Genomic DNA, 13,306 nt, shown 5'->3' on the forward strand with positions numbered 1-13,306 from the left:
GCCTTTGTTTTATTCGGAGTAACTAATTACTTAGTACCGAAAATCTTATCACCTGCATCACCAAGACCAGGAACGATGTAGCCTTTGTCGTTTAGCTTCTCATCGATTGCCGCAGTGTAAAGCTCAACGTCTGGGTGCGCTTTTTCTAGTGCTTCAATACCTTCTGGAGCAGCAACTAGAACAAGAACTTTAATTGACTGACAGCCTTTCTCTTTTAGTAGGTCGATAGTCGCGATCATCGAACCGCCAGTTGCTAGCATTGGGTCAACAACTAGAGCAATACGCTCATCAATGTTAGACGCTAGCTTGTTGAAATAAGGTACTGGCTCAAGTGTTTCTTCATCACGGTAAATACCAACAACACTGATACGAGCGCTTGGCATGTGCTCAAGAACGCCATCCATCATGCCTAGACCTGCACGTAGGATTGGCACTACTGTTACTTTTTTACCTTTGATTTGGTCAACTTCTACCGGACCGTTCCAACCTTCAATGGTTACTTTCTCTGTTTCAAAGTCTGCTGTCGCTTCGTAAGTAAGTAGGCTACCGACTTCTGTCGCTAACTCACGAAAACGCTTTGTGCTGATGTCACCTTCTCTCATTAGACCAATTTTGTGTTTTACAAGAGGGTGCTTTACTTCAACAACTTTCATGTCCATCTCCGGCTATAGTTGGCAATATTTAAACAAACCTTCAGATTATACATGATTTTCACAGGGATTTCAGGATATATCACTAAAGAAAAAAACAGACGCAAACGTTTGCTATCTGTATTTAACCACTGGTAGAATAGCGCCGTTTTCATATCCAACTTAAATACCGAGGACTTCCCTGTGAGTGGTAACAACTCTTCTCTTAGCTATAAAGACGCTGGTGTCGATATTGATGCAGGCAATGCGCTTGTAGATCGTATTAAGGGTGCGGTGAAACGTACTCGTCGCCCTGAAGTGATGGGTGGTATCGGTGGTTTTGGCGCTTTATGCGAATTGCCAACCAAATACAAACAACCTGTACTGGTTTCTGGTACTGACGGTGTAGGCACAAAACTTCGCCTAGCACTGGATATGAACAAGCACGACACTATCGGTATCGACCTAGTGGCAATGTGTGTAAACGACCTAATCGTTCAAGGTGCCGAGCCCCTATTCTTCCTAGACTACTACGCTACAGGCAAACTAGACGTAGACACAGCAGCAGACGTGGTTTCTGGTATTGCTGATGGCTGTGTTCAAGCTGGTTGTGCACTTATCGGTGGTGAAACGGCTGAAATGCCAGGCATGTACGAAGGCGAAGACTACGACGTTGCGGGTTTCTGTGTAGGCGTAGTGGAAAAAGAAGACGTGATTGACGGCACTAAAGTAGCAGCAGGCGACGCACTGATCGCTGTCGGCTCAAGCGGTCCACACTCAAACGGTTACTCACTTATCCGTAAGATTCTAGAAGTTTCTGGCGCAGATAAAAACGAAGAGCTAGCAGGTCGCACTATCGGTGAGCACCTACTAGAACCAACGAAGATTTACATCAAATCTGCACTTAAGATGATCGAGAAACACGATATCCACGCGATTTCTCACATTACGGGTGGTGGTTTCTGGGAAAACATCCCTCGCGTACTGCCTGAAGGCACAAAAGCCGTTATCGACGGTAACAGCTGGGAATGGCCAATCATTTTCAAATGGCTGCAAGAGAAAGGCAACGTTGAAACGCACGAAATGTACCGTACGTTCAACTGTGGTGTTGGTCTAGTCGTTGCACTACCAAAAGACCAAGCAGACGCGGCGGTTGCACTTCTTAAAGAAGAAGGCGAAAACGCATGGGTGATTGGTGAAATTGCTCAAGCAGAAGCAAATGAAGAGCAAGTTGAAATCAACTAACTTGTGAATCACGCTAAAAAATAAAATGAATGAGGACGCCACGTCCTCATTCTGCTATCTGGAACATCGAAAACCATTCTAATAGTAGGTAATTTATAGAACCTACAATATCAAGGCAGTCCCAACATCATGAAAAACATCGTGGTCCTAATTTCAGGTAACGGCAGTAACTTACAAGCCATTTTAGAAGCTTGTGAAAACAGCATGCCTAACGCACACGTTGCAGCAGTATTTTCTAATAAATCTGACGCATACGGCCTAGAACGTGCAAAACAGTTTAATGTTGATGGCCACTTTGTTGACCCAAAAGCGTTCGAGTCACGCGAGGCATTCGATGCCGAGTTGATGCAACAAATTGACAAGTATCAGCCCAATGTTGTCGTTCTTGCAGGGTACATGCGCATTCTTAGCGGTGCATTTGTTTCGCACTATCTCGGTAAGATGATCAACATTCACCCTTCTCTTCTACCTAAATACCCGGGTTTACACACCCACCAGCGCGCGATTGACGCCAAAGACAAAGAGCACGGCACAAGTGTTCACTTTGTCACAGAAGAGTTAGACGGCGGTCCCGTAGTTCTTCAAGCAAAAGTGCCAGTATTTGAAGATGATGATGCAGCAGCACTCGCTGCGCGTGTACAAACTCAAGAGCACACCATTTACCCTATCGTGACTAAGTGGCTCGTTGAAGAGCGTTTAATCATGCAAGATGGCAAAGCTTGGTTAGATGGCAAAGAACTCGGTCCTCATGGCTACGCTGCCTCTGAAGAAGAATAAGTACTTTTTAACGCATCAAAAAAAGGCAGTCGAGTGACTGCCTTTTTGTTATTTGGAAAACTTGATGTCTAGAAACGTCGTTATTCCAACGGTTCGGTCGGAGCTTGATTACCCGGTTTGGGCGCTGCAAATGGCACATCTTTCAAATCAGATGCATTGTTTTGGATCAGTTCACCAAGGTGAAACAAACCATATTCACCAGGCTTCATTCGATGCCAAGTCTCATTGCCGGTTAAAGGCTGAGTTGCAATGACAGAAACAACATCGTTTGGTGTTGTTTCTTCTTGGAAGTTGATCTCCACATCTTCATCTAGCAAAGCGGCCTTGCCAAACGGAGCGCGACGCGTAATCCAATACAAGTGATTAGTACAATACGTCATGACAAACTCGCCGTCGCTGAGCAACATATTGAACACGCCTTTTTCTTTGAGCTGATCGCAACACTTAGCGATGTAGAGAAAAACAGATTCCATGTCCTGAGGAGGCTCTGGATATCTATCTTCCATCTGCTTTAGCAGCCAACAAAACGCGAGCTCACTGTCTGTTTGACCAACAGGACGATGGCGCCCAGTGTACAGGTCTTGGTAATCAGACAGCTGACCATTGTGAGCAAAGGTCCAATACTTGCCCCACAACTCACGTGTGAATGGGTGCGTATTTTCTAAATTCACTCCGCCACGGTTTGCTTGGCGAATATGACTCACAACCGCACGACTTTTGATCGGATAGTTTTGCACCAATTCAGCAATTTGGGACTCACAGCTTGGTTTTGGGTCTTTAAAGGTTCGAAAACCTTTACCTTCATAAAAAGTAATTCCCCAACCATCACGGTGCGGGCCAGTACGACCTCCACGCAGCATCAGCCCTGTAAAGCTGAAACAGATATCCGTTGGAACATTGGCGCTCATGCCGAGCAATTCACACATCGTTTAACGAACTCCTTACCTAAACCACAGTCGAAAAAGTGGCTGCAGAAAATTATTCCATCTCTTTTTCAATCAACTGAATGATGATGTGAATAATCTTAATATGTACTTCTTGAATACGGTCTGCATAACCAAAGTGTGGTACACGAATTTCAACATCAGCAAGACCAGCCATTTTACCGCCATCTTTACCCGTCAGTGCGATGGTCTTCATGCCTTTCGCTTTCGCAGCTTCAATCGCTTTAAGAATATTGCCTGAGTTGCCAGATGTCGACAAACCAAACAGAACATCACCTTTGCGGCCTACCGCTTCAACGTAACGAGAAAAGACAAAGTCGTAACCAAAATCGTTACTGACACAAGAAAGGTGGCTTGGATCTGAAATCGCAATACCAGCGTATCCTGGGCGATTATCACGGTAACGCCCCGTTAGCTCTTCTGCGAAGTGCATTGCGTCACAGTGCGAACCACCGTTACCACACGACAGCACCTTACCATCTTGCTTAAAAGAATCGGCAATCATCTTCGCTGCCGCTTCGATTTGAGCAATGTTATGGTCATCGCTTAAAAATTTGTTGAGCACTTCAGCAGCTTCGTTCAATTCACTTCTAATCAGATCTTGGTACATAAGACGTTCTCTTTATTATTTCGGGCGTAAATGCGCATTCGCTTCGCCTTAGTAAATGGTTCTGATGCCATTTTAGCACCGGACATTTCATAACACTGAGTTTACCCACAAACGAGAATTAGTGTCGATAGTGAACCTCCAGATTTGGATTGGTGACAGTAATAAACTTGTCAACTTGCTTACGAAACCATCACTCAATTCGCAACTTTAGAATTTTAACTCTACTTAGATCACTTTTTACTCAATCTTGTGTTTTACATTTCTTTAATATTTTGATTACACTTACACCAACTGGTTAGACCTCTTACCAAAATACAGACGTACAACATTTATAAAGTCTGAAAAGGAAAAATTATATGGACATCTTGCTCTCTATCGTTGCGATGGCTGTTGTGTTAGGCATTACGCTTTACCACAGAATGTCACTCGTTAAATCCGTCAGCCTACTAACTGCTGCCATGCTAGTGCTGACTATCACAGGCTCAGTTGGCGTTATTGGCTGGGCACTGTATGTGCTTGCAATCGCGGTCTTTGCCGTTTCTGGTATCCGCCAATCGCTTATTAGCCGTAAGGCACTGGCGTTGTTTAAGACTGTGCTACCTGCGATGTCTCAAACTGAAAAAGAAGCTCTCGATGCTGGTACCGTATGGTGGGAAGCTGAGCTATTCAAAGGTAAACCTGAATGGGAAAAATTACACGCAATTCAAGCGCCAAAACTTAGCGCTGAAGAGCAAGCGTTCTTAGACGGCCCAGTAAACGAAGTGTGTGCTATGGTCAGCGACTTCCAAGTAACGCATGAACTCGCGGATTTACCACCTGAAGTTTGGCAGTATCTGAAAGACAACAAATTCTTCGCCATGATCATCAAGAAAAAGTACGGTGGTCTAGAGTTCTCTGCATACGCTCAATCTTTGGTACTGCAAAAGCTGACGGGTGTTTCTGGCGTACTTTCTTCTACCGTTGGTGTGCCTAACTCATTAGGCCCAGGCGAGCTCTTGCAACACTACGGTACAGAAGATCAGAAAAACTATTACTTACCTCGCCTAGCCGAAGGTAAAGAAATCCCATGTTTCGCGCTAACTAGCCCAGAGGCTGGCTCAGACGCAGGCTCAATCCCAGATTACGGCGTCGTTTGTAAAGGAGAATGGGAAGGCAAAGAAGTGTTGGGTATGCGTCTAACGTGGAACAAACGCTACATCACACTTGCACCTGTTGCGACGGTACTTGGCCTTGCATTCAAACTGCGTGACCCAGAAGGCCTGCTTGGTGATAAAGAAGATCTTGGTATCACATGTGCGCTGATCCCAACGGATGTGAAAGGTGTAGAAATCGGCAACCGTCATTTCCCACTAAACGTGCCATTCCAGAACGGTCCAACCCGTGGTAAAGACATTTTCGTTCCTATCGATTTCATCATCGGTGGTGAGAAAATGGCAGGGCAAGGCTGGCGCATGCTGGTGGAATGTCTGTCGGTCGGCCGTGGCATCACGCTACCTTCTAACTCGACGGGTGGTATCAAATCGGCTGCGATGGCAACGGGTGCATACTCTCGCATTCGTCGTCAGTTCAAACAACCAATCGGTCACATGGAAGGCGTTGAAGAGCCATTGGCGCGTCTTGGCGGTAATGCATACGTCATGGATGCGGCCAGCAACCTAACTGTTGCAGGTATCGACCTAGGTGAAAAGCCATCGGTTATTTCTGCAATTGTGAAGTACCACTGTACCCACCGCGGTCAACAAAGCATCATCGACGCGATGGACATTGTCGGCGGTAAAGGCATTTGTTTAGGCCCTTCGAACTTCCTCGCTCGTGGCTACCAAGGCTCTCCAATCGCCGTAACGGTAGAAGGTGCAAACATTCTGACTCGTTCGATGATCATCTTCGGTCAAGGTGCGATTCGTTGTCACCCATACGTGCTTGAAGAAATGAACGCAGCATACTCAGAAGCAAGCGACGCGGTTGAGAAATTCGACAAAGCGTTAGCTGGCCACGTGAGCTTTACCATGAGTAACCTCGTTCGCAGTATTTGGTTTGGTTTAAGCGATGGCCTAGGTTCATCGGCACCGACTAAAGATGCAACGAAACGCTACTACCAACAGCTAAACCGTTACAGTGCCAACCTAGCGCTTCTGTCTGATATCTCAATGGCGGTACTTGGTGGTTCGTTGAAACGTAAAGAGCGCTTATCTGCGCGTTTAGGTGACATTCTCAGTCAGCTATACCTAAGCTCCGCGACGCTAAAACGTTTTGAACAAGATGGTCGTCCAGCTGAAGATTTGGCTTTGGTTCACTGGGGTCTACAAGATAGCTTAAAACAAGCAGAAATCGCCGTTGATGAGTTCCTAGCAAACTTCCCGAACAAAGTCATTGGCCGCACACTTCGCGTTCTGATTATGCCATTCGGTCGTGTACGCAAAGCACCAAGTGACAAGCTAGACAGTAAAGTGGCACGTATTCTACAAACCCCAAGTGCAACACGCTCGCGCATTGGCCGTGGCCAATACCTAGAGCCAACAGAGCACAACCCAGCAGGTAAGATTGAGCTGGCACTGTCTGTGATTCTTCAAGCTGAGCCTGTGTTCGACAAAGTTTGTAAAGCGCAAGGTAAACGTCGTCCATTCCTCCGCTTGGACATGATTGCCCAAGAAGGTCTAGATCAAGGTGTGATCACTCAAGAAGAAGCAGAACTGCTGAGAGAAGCCGAGCAACATCGTCTCGATACCATTAACGTTGACGATTTTGAGCCGGAACTATTGGCAGCAAAGCCTCTTTACCCTCAAATGGATAGCGTTGCTTAAAAGCCAATAAGAAAGACAAAAACGGGAGCTTTGGCTCCCCATCACGCCCCCTCCCTTTCGACGCATCCGATGCTCACTCTCAGACAACCGTTGTAACCACAGCCAAACCAATTGATCGCGATATGAGTGATAAATAGCTCACAGACCTTACCCATTAACGATGTATACTTTACCGTATCTCAACCACATATATGGAAAATCTGTTGGCTAGACTCTTATTCGCTCAGTGGTTCCCAGGTCTCATTCAACTTAAAAACTATCAAAAAGAATGGCTCGTGAATGACTTTAGAGCAGCATTTTCTGTTGTTGCTGTTGCACTACCTGTTGCTATTGCTTATGCGCAGCTAACTGGCGTTTCTGCTATCGTCGGCCTCTACTCATGCGTGCTGCCGATGCTGGTTTACGCTTTAATGGGCACTTCCCGACAACTCATTGTTGGCCCGGACGCCGCAACCTGTGCCGTCATCGCCGCCGTCGTTACCCCAATTGCCGCTGGCGACCCAACCAAACACTGGCAGCTCGTCATGACCATGACAGCCATGACAGGTATTTGGTGTGTACTGGCCAGCCGTTTCAAACTGGGCATTTTTGCTGACTTCCTTTCCCGCCCAATCCTCTTAGGGCTACTCAACGGCGTGGCGTTGACCATCATTGTCGGTCAGTTTGCGAAAGTCGTGGGTTTGAAATACGAACAACGCTATCTACTTGAACGATTATGGGAAGCTCCACAACGCTTGGCAGAACTTCATTGGCCAACCGTTGCGTTAAGTGTAGCGACGGTGGTGGTCTATTTGGTAACCAAACGCTACCGTCCTACTTGGCCTGCAGCAATGCTTGCCATACTGGTTACTACAGCATCGGTTTGGCTACTGCACTTACAAGAAATGGACGTGGCCGTAGTCGGCTTAACTCAAGGTGGTTTCCCTCAATTTCAAGCCCCACAATTTGAGCTTGGCGAAGTGCGTGAGCTCGTCGTGCCAGCGTTAAACTTAGCGATCGTTAGCTTTGTCAGCATGATGCTGACCGCGCGCAGCTTCGCAGCAAAGAACGGCTACGACATTGACGCTAATAAAGAGTTTCAGGCATTGGGTTTTGCCAATATTGCTTCTGCTTTCTCGCAAGGCTTTGCCATCAGCGGCGCAGATTCTCGTACCGCCGTTAACGACGCCAATGGGGGAAAATCGCAATTGGTATCGATTGTGGCAGCCATCACCATTGCTATTATCGCGGTCTTTATTTACGAGCCGTTACAGTTCATCCCTATTGCGTCACTCGGCGTGGTACTCATCATCGCGTCACTGTCACTGCTTGATCTCAAAGCCATATGGATACTGAAAACACGTGACAAAGATGCCTTTTACCTTGCCACCATCACCTTTATTTCCGTGTTAGTAATTGGGGTTATTCCAGGTATCACACTGGCAGTTCTATTAGGCCTATTTCAGTTTTTACGCATCGTCATGCGACCAAGTGACCAACTACTTGGTCTGGATGAAAAAGGCACCATTCGCACCATTGATGAAACCGGAAAAGCGTCTCCAATTCCGGGAATGGTGATTTATCGCTTCAACTCACCGTTGACCTACTTTAATGCGCCGTACTTTAAGCGTCGTTTGCTAGAGCACGCAGAGCAAAACAAAGATGTCAGCTGTGTCGTAGTCGATGCCGTATCAAGCTTTACTCACCTAGATTTGAGTGTCATGGCAACATTGGCCGACATTCACGAAGTGCTCAAGAAAAGAGGAATACGATTAGTCCTCGCAGGAAGAAAACGCCGCTTGCGTCAATGGTGTGAGTTAACGGGAATAAATACCAGTGAAGGCGGGGTTTTGCTGCGTGCCGATATGTACCTTGCGATCAAACTCAGTGGTAGCTACCTCAGTGCTGTCGGTGAAGGGATTGTTCCGACCGTGCAAAAAGAACCCGACTTGGAACAACCACCAAAGCCAATTCCAGAAGTGGCTTAAGCGATAATCTAAGATAAACAAAAAACGGAGCCGATGGGCTCCGTTCTTTCTCTAACTCTTCTGCCTTATTTCTTTGGCACTTCCAATTGCATTTCAGGCATGGCTTGTCGTTTCGCTTTTAACTTGCGCCACACAATCCAAGCCACGATAGCAATCAAAAGCATCACTACGTTGCCGACCGCAATGATGATCATGCTGCGTTTACGCTCAGCTTCGCGCTCTGCAATGATGCGTTTTTCTATCTCAATACGGCGTTGCTCGGCCAGCTCTGCTTCTTTGGCGACGCGGGCAGCTTCTAAATCTACTTCATCAACGACACTGAAGGTTTGTTCTTGAATAGGAAACACCAGTGCACGCTGGGTTGCGAAATCCGTTGCAAAGATTTCTCCGCGCCATGAGTACTTGCCCAGTTCAGGATCATTATCCAAGTTCAAGGTGGTTTTCATACCATCCTGTGACACTTGCCCTTGGCTGTAGGTAATGAAGCCATCAGGTGCATTTTGCTCGACATTTACCGCGATAGAACCGGGAGCAATCATACCTTGCTCACCGCTAACCACCAGCTGATGTGGTTTCTCTGGGCTACGAGATTGAATAAACGTACGTGAGACTGGGTTTGGGTACACCAAAATCACCTGTTCTTGCGCACGCAAAAATACGCCGTTTCCAGAAGTGATTCGTGCGCGGTACTTGCCCGGTTCCACTTCGATAGGTAATTGAACGGTGAAGACGCCATCGCCCGCTTGTTCATCCAGACCGCGACCATCATCAGAAAATTCGCCAATGATCATCGGCACTGGCCGTGCTTCTTTTATCAGTTCGTCTTCATTTTCGACAAACTTAGTAAAGGTAACGCGCAAGTTGACGCGGTCGAGAAAGTCTCGCAGGACAAGCGGCTTATCGTCTGAAGTTAAACGCGCGGTGAACTTGAGCGCTTCTCCGTTATAGAGACGGTTAGGGAATACATCGGTGCTGAGCTTGAGATGTGAAATTAAGCGGATGTTGTTTTTTGGGGTTACTTTCCCCACAGCTTGCCAAGGGCCGGGCATTGGGTTGTCGACTGAAATGATGTCGAGTGATGGTTCTTGATACCAACGAACGTTGTCGTAAGAGCCCCACGCGTAATATTTTTTACCATCTGGACGAACTAACACAACAGGTTGAGAACTTTGTTCACGATAAACCAGAAAAGTAATCTGTTCGATGGTCGGGTCGACACGAAAACGGTTATCCAACAAAGACATGGCGGACTCGCTCGCGGCAAATGCGAAACAACTCCAGATCGCTAAAATAGCGACCGACAAAGCCCTCAACATAGCTTCTCCTATTGGTGCCAAATACAGTCGTTTACCAGTTCTAATCTTTTCTGGTGCGCTTCTAATTCATCGGCAGTTGCACGCAAAACCTTTAGTGCTTTTCTTCCTTCAATGCGGCGAATGGTTTCTACCCCGCCTTCTTGTTTGTTGGCGTTAAATTCTAGACTCGTTTGCCCACCAGTCATCAGTAGGTAAACGTCGGCTAGAATCTCCGCATCGAGCAATGCCCCGTGGAGTGTACGGTGCGAGTTATCAATGCCGTAACGTTCACATAATACGTCGAGGTTGTTGCGCTTGCCCGGGAAGATTTTCTTCGCCATGGCAAGCGTATCCGTCACCTTGCAGTAATCGTCGGTTTTACCAATTGTTGGATCGAGTTTTTCAAACTCATAATCCATGAAGCCAGTATCGAAGGGCGCGTTATGCGCAACCAGTTCTGCGCCTTTGATAAAATCAAGAAACTCTTGGTGGATACTCGCGTATTCCGGTTTATCTACCAAGAATTCATCGGTAATACCGTGTACTTGTATCGCCTCAGGTTGAATTTCACGATCGGGCTTAATGTACACATGGAAATGACGACCAGTCAGCTTACGGTTGATGATCTCCACGGCACCGATTTCGATGATGCGGTGACCTAAGTAGTGCGGACCACCTTCTTGGTTCATACCTGTGGTTTCGGTATCGAGAACGACAATGCGATTATGTTCAGAATTGCTGCTGGTATTCATAAGGTTATGTATGTCAGACTATGCTTTATTAAATGTTTCGGCTAATAGTACCAAAAATATGACCAAACACGTTGAGATTTTCACAGACGGATCTTGTTTAGGAAATCCAGGCCCTGGTGGCTACGGCATCGTCTTACGCTACAAAGACGTAGAAAAGACGCTCTCCAAAGGCTACACCCTCACCACCAACAATCGCATGGAAATGTTAGCCGCTGTTGTCGCCCTGCAAACACTGAAAGAGCCGTGCCGTGTCACGCTGACGACCGATAGTCAGTACGTGCGCCAAGGGATCACGCAGTGGATTCACAACTGGAAAAAACGCGGCTGGAAAACCGCAGATAAAAAGCCCGTGAAGAACGCCGATTTATGGCAAGCACTGGATAAAGAAACGGCACGCCACCAAGTGGATTGGCATTGGGTTAAAGGCCATGCTGGACACAGAGAAAACGAAATCTGTGATGAACTCGCCCGCACAGCAGCAGAAAACCCAACAGAAGAAGATACAGGCTACCAGCCATCTTAATACGCTAGTAGCGCTGGCTCGACACTCTCTTCACACCAAATCCCTCTCGGTTCATCACGCCAAGCGGCGTCAGTTTTTTCTTTAGACGCCAATGTGGTTTGATTGGCTTGAGAGGGTACGTTCGTTTACGAGCGACGATATAGTACAAGCTCCCCGCCGGAGAAGCCCAATCTCCCAAGCTGTTTTCTAACCACGTCCACATGGTGCGATAACGTGTCATAGGAAACAGCGCATAACGATCACAATGAATTACTTGGTAGTTGAGTAACCCCAACCAGTCATTGATTCGGCTCGAAGTAAACATTCGCCCACTCCACGGCAAGTTATTTTTACGCCATGGGAACAAACTCGCCAAACCAGTAAAGCTAATTGGGTTAAAACCCGTAATGATCAAACAGCCATCATCCATCATCACTCTGTCGACTTCTCGCAGCAGACGGTGTGGATCACTCGCATAATCAAGCTGATGGGCAAGTATCACGACATCAAAGCTTTTTTCCAAAAAGGGCAATTCGTAACCATCTGCGATAACATTGTGCAACGGGTTCTGGATATCTACGTTGACTTGGTGTTGAATGTTACAATTACAGCTGGTTAGCTCACAGCTCAACCCGCCCAGTTTGAGCATATGGTAGCCGAACAATTTCGGACACCATTCATCAAGTCGGGTCTGGATTGACTCAAGCACCCAAGGCCCATTGTTCATCGCTGACCAAGTCGATGGGTGCGGTAAAGTTTTGTTGCTGAGTGCTGGTTTCATTAACCACCTGACTTAAAAAGGGTGACGGAGAACGAATCGTGTTAGAGATCAAAAGCATACCCGCATTTAATGATAATTACATCTGGCTGATACAAAATAGCGACAAGCGTTGCGCCGTGGTCGATCCAGGCGATGCACAGCCAGTATTAGATTATTTGCAGGCTAACGAATTAACTTTAGAAGCGATCTTAGTTACACACCACCACAACGATCACATTGGCGGTGTTCCAGATTTAGTTCGTGCATTTCCTCACGTCACCGTTGTCGGCCCGAAAGCGGAGCCAATTCCGACCTTAACAACTCCTATGGAAGAAGGCGATAAGCTTGAGCTGTTCGGCGAAATCTTCTTGGTGCTCGGTTTGCCGGGGCACACGCTCGGTCATATAGGGTATGTAGGCGATAGCAAGCTATTCTGTGGTGACGTGCTATTTTCTGCTGGTTGCGGTCGTATTTTCGAAGGCACACCAGAGCAGATGTTTGAGTCTCTGAGCAAAATTGCAGCGCTTCCAGAAGAAACACAGGTGTTCTGCGCGCATGAATATACAGCGAGTAACGTTGCCTTTGCGCTGGCTGTGGAACCTGATAACGAGCAACTACGTCAATACCGAGACGATGTGAACCGCCTTCGTGCACTAAACATTCCTACCCTTCCAACAACGCTGCGAAAAGAAAAGTGGATTAATCCATTCTTGCGTACCACCAATCCAGACGTTGTTAAGTCTGTCGCGAACCGCATTAAAAATAGCGATCCATGCTCGGTTTTTACTGCTTTGCGTGAGTGGAAGAACGAATTTTAACCATTTTCTGCTTGTAAGTTTGCAAGACCCCAGTATTATCAGGGGCTGATTTTTTGGGAAGCGCCACTGGCGCTTCTCTTACGTTTGGGGTCGATATAAATCAACTTGAATGTCGCTCCCATGCATAATTTTAGAAGCTCTCCGCCTCTATTGAATATTAGTTAGTGTTAAAAGATGTCTATTATCTCACGACTGCCACGCAACTT

At 46.8% G+C, this 13,306-nt stretch carries 12 protein-coding genes; 6 read left to right on the forward strand and 6 right to left on the reverse strand.

The window, feature by feature from the left end:
* Positions 1 to 26: 26 nt before the first annotated feature.
* Positions 27 to 653: a uracil phosphoribosyltransferase gene (gene upp, locus OU793_RS00005; RefSeq protein WP_005457783.1), complete on the reverse strand. Its 627-nt coding sequence runs from the start codon at positions 651 to 653 to the stop codon at positions 27 to 29.
* Between the two features lie 180 nt (positions 654 to 833).
* Here upp and purM point away from each other — a divergent pair, with 180 nt between their 5' ends.
* Both purM and purN read left to right on the forward strand, forming a co-directional pair.
* The gene (gene purM / locus OU793_RS00010; RefSeq protein WP_005457724.1) at positions 834 to 1,874 is read left to right on the forward strand and encodes a phosphoribosylformylglycinamidine cyclo-ligase; all 1,041 of its coding nucleotides are present in this window, start codon (positions 834 to 836) and stop codon (positions 1,872 to 1,874) included.
* A 129-nt stretch (positions 1,875 to 2,003) separates the two neighbouring features.
* Positions 2,004 to 2,651: a phosphoribosylglycinamide formyltransferase gene (purN, locus tag OU793_RS00015; RefSeq protein ID WP_140102927.1), complete on the forward strand. Its 648-nt coding sequence runs from the start codon at positions 2,004 to 2,006 to the stop codon at positions 2,649 to 2,651.
* 80 nt (positions 2,652 to 2,731) lie between these two features.
* Here purN and OU793_RS00020 read toward each other — a convergent pair whose 3' ends face one another.
* Together OU793_RS00020 and lpcA are read right to left on the reverse strand one after the other, a co-directional pair.
* A complete protein-coding gene (locus tag OU793_RS00020; RefSeq protein WP_159404041.1) occupies positions 2,732 to 3,577 on the reverse strand; it encodes a class II glutamine amidotransferase in 846 nt (281 codons plus the stop codon).
* Between the two features lie 52 nt (positions 3,578 to 3,629).
* Positions 3,630 to 4,205 (reverse strand): D-sedoheptulose 7-phosphate isomerase, encoded by a 576-nt coding sequence (gene lpcA / locus OU793_RS00025; RefSeq protein WP_005494304.1) that lies wholly within the window; start codon positions 4,203 to 4,205, stop codon positions 3,630 to 3,632.
* Between the two features lie 356 nt (positions 4,206 to 4,561).
* On the opposite strand from lpcA, the gene fadE reads away from it, so the two are divergent.
* Positions 4,562 to 7,006: an acyl-CoA dehydrogenase FadE gene (gene fadE / locus OU793_RS00030; protein WP_021453365.1), complete on the forward strand. Its 2,445-nt coding sequence runs from the start codon at positions 4,562 to 4,564 to the stop codon at positions 7,004 to 7,006.
* Positions 7,007 to 7,197: 191 nt separating this feature from the next.
* Positions 7,198 to 8,973 carry a SulP family inorganic anion transporter gene (locus OU793_RS00035; RefSeq protein ID WP_159404040.1) on the forward strand — a complete coding sequence of 592 codons (1,776 nt, stop codon included), beginning with the start codon at positions 7,198 to 7,200 and terminating at the stop codon, positions 8,971 to 8,973.
* A gap of 65 nt (positions 8,974 to 9,038) precedes the next feature.
* Here the strand turns inward: OU793_RS00035 and OU793_RS00040 are convergent, their stop codons facing one another.
* Both OU793_RS00040 and dnaQ read right to left on the reverse strand, forming a co-directional pair.
* On the reverse strand, positions 9,039 to 10,289 hold the full coding sequence (locus tag OU793_RS00040; RefSeq protein ID WP_140102930.1) for a TIGR03503 family protein: 1,251 nt from the start codon (positions 10,287 to 10,289) through the stop codon (positions 9,039 to 9,041).
* A gap of 8 nt (positions 10,290 to 10,297) precedes the next feature.
* Entirely contained in the window at positions 10,298 to 11,020 is a 723-nt protein-coding gene (gene dnaQ / locus OU793_RS00045) for a DNA polymerase III subunit epsilon (RefSeq protein ID WP_005457782.1), read from the reverse strand.
* 58 nt (positions 11,021 to 11,078) lie between these two features.
* Here dnaQ and rnhA point away from each other — a divergent pair, with 58 nt between their 5' ends.
* Positions 11,079 to 11,543, forward strand: a complete 465-nt coding sequence (gene rnhA / locus OU793_RS00050; protein WP_005484436.1) for a ribonuclease HI — start codon at positions 11,079 to 11,081, stop codon at positions 11,541 to 11,543.
* A gap of 4 nt (positions 11,544 to 11,547) precedes the next feature.
* Here rnhA and OU793_RS00055 read toward each other — a convergent pair whose 3' ends face one another.
* Positions 11,548 to 12,303, reverse strand: coding sequence for a class I SAM-dependent methyltransferase (locus OU793_RS00055; protein ID WP_005481108.1), 756 nt, complete (start codon positions 12,301 to 12,303; stop codon positions 11,548 to 11,550).
* 38 nt (positions 12,304 to 12,341) lie between these two features.
* Here OU793_RS00055 and gloB point away from each other — a divergent pair, with 38 nt between their 5' ends.
* On the forward strand, positions 12,342 to 13,100 hold the full coding sequence (gene gloB / locus OU793_RS00060; RefSeq protein ID WP_005456739.1) for a hydroxyacylglutathione hydrolase: 759 nt from the start codon (positions 12,342 to 12,344) through the stop codon (positions 13,098 to 13,100).
* The last annotated feature ends 206 nt before the right edge of the window (positions 13,101 to 13,306 follow it).

Origin of the sequence: Vibrio sp. VP6 (genome assembly GCF_028823755.1) — a bacterium.
Lineage (GTDB): Bacteria > Pseudomonadota > Gammaproteobacteria > Enterobacterales > Vibrionaceae > Vibrio > Vibrio parahaemolyticus.

Coding starts and splice junctions, on each gene's coding strand:
- OU793_RS00040 (WP_140102930.1), bottom strand. CDS start 10,289: ATGTTGAGGGCTTTGTCGGTCGCTATTTTAGCGATCTGGAGTTGTTTC.
- dnaQ (WP_005457782.1), bottom strand. CDS start 11,020: ATGAATACCAGCAGCAATTCTGAACATAATCGCATTGTCGTTCTCGAT.
- OU793_RS00020 (WP_159404041.1), bottom strand. CDS start 3,577: ATGTGTGAATTGCTCGGCATGAGCGCCAATGTTCCAACGGATATCTGT.
- lpcA (WP_005494304.1), bottom strand. CDS start 4,205: ATGTACCAAGATCTGATTAGAAGTGAATTGAACGAAGCTGCTGAAGTG.
- fadE (WP_021453365.1), top strand. CDS start 4,562: ATGGACATCTTGCTCTCTATCGTTGCGATGGCTGTTGTGTTAGGCATT.
- upp (WP_005457783.1), bottom strand. CDS start 653: ATGAAAGTTGTTGAAGTAAAGCACCCTCTTGTAAAACACAAAATTGGT.
- purN (WP_140102927.1), top strand. CDS start 2,004: ATGAAAAACATCGTGGTCCTAATTTCAGGTAACGGCAGTAACTTACAA.
- OU793_RS00035 (WP_159404040.1), top strand. CDS start 7,198: ATGGAAAATCTGTTGGCTAGACTCTTATTCGCTCAGTGGTTCCCAGGT.
- OU793_RS00055 (WP_005481108.1), bottom strand. CDS start 12,303: ATGAAACCAGCACTCAGCAACAAAACTTTACCGCACCCATCGACTTGG.
- rnhA (WP_005484436.1), top strand. CDS start 11,079: ATGACCAAACACGTTGAGATTTTCACAGACGGATCTTGTTTAGGAAAT.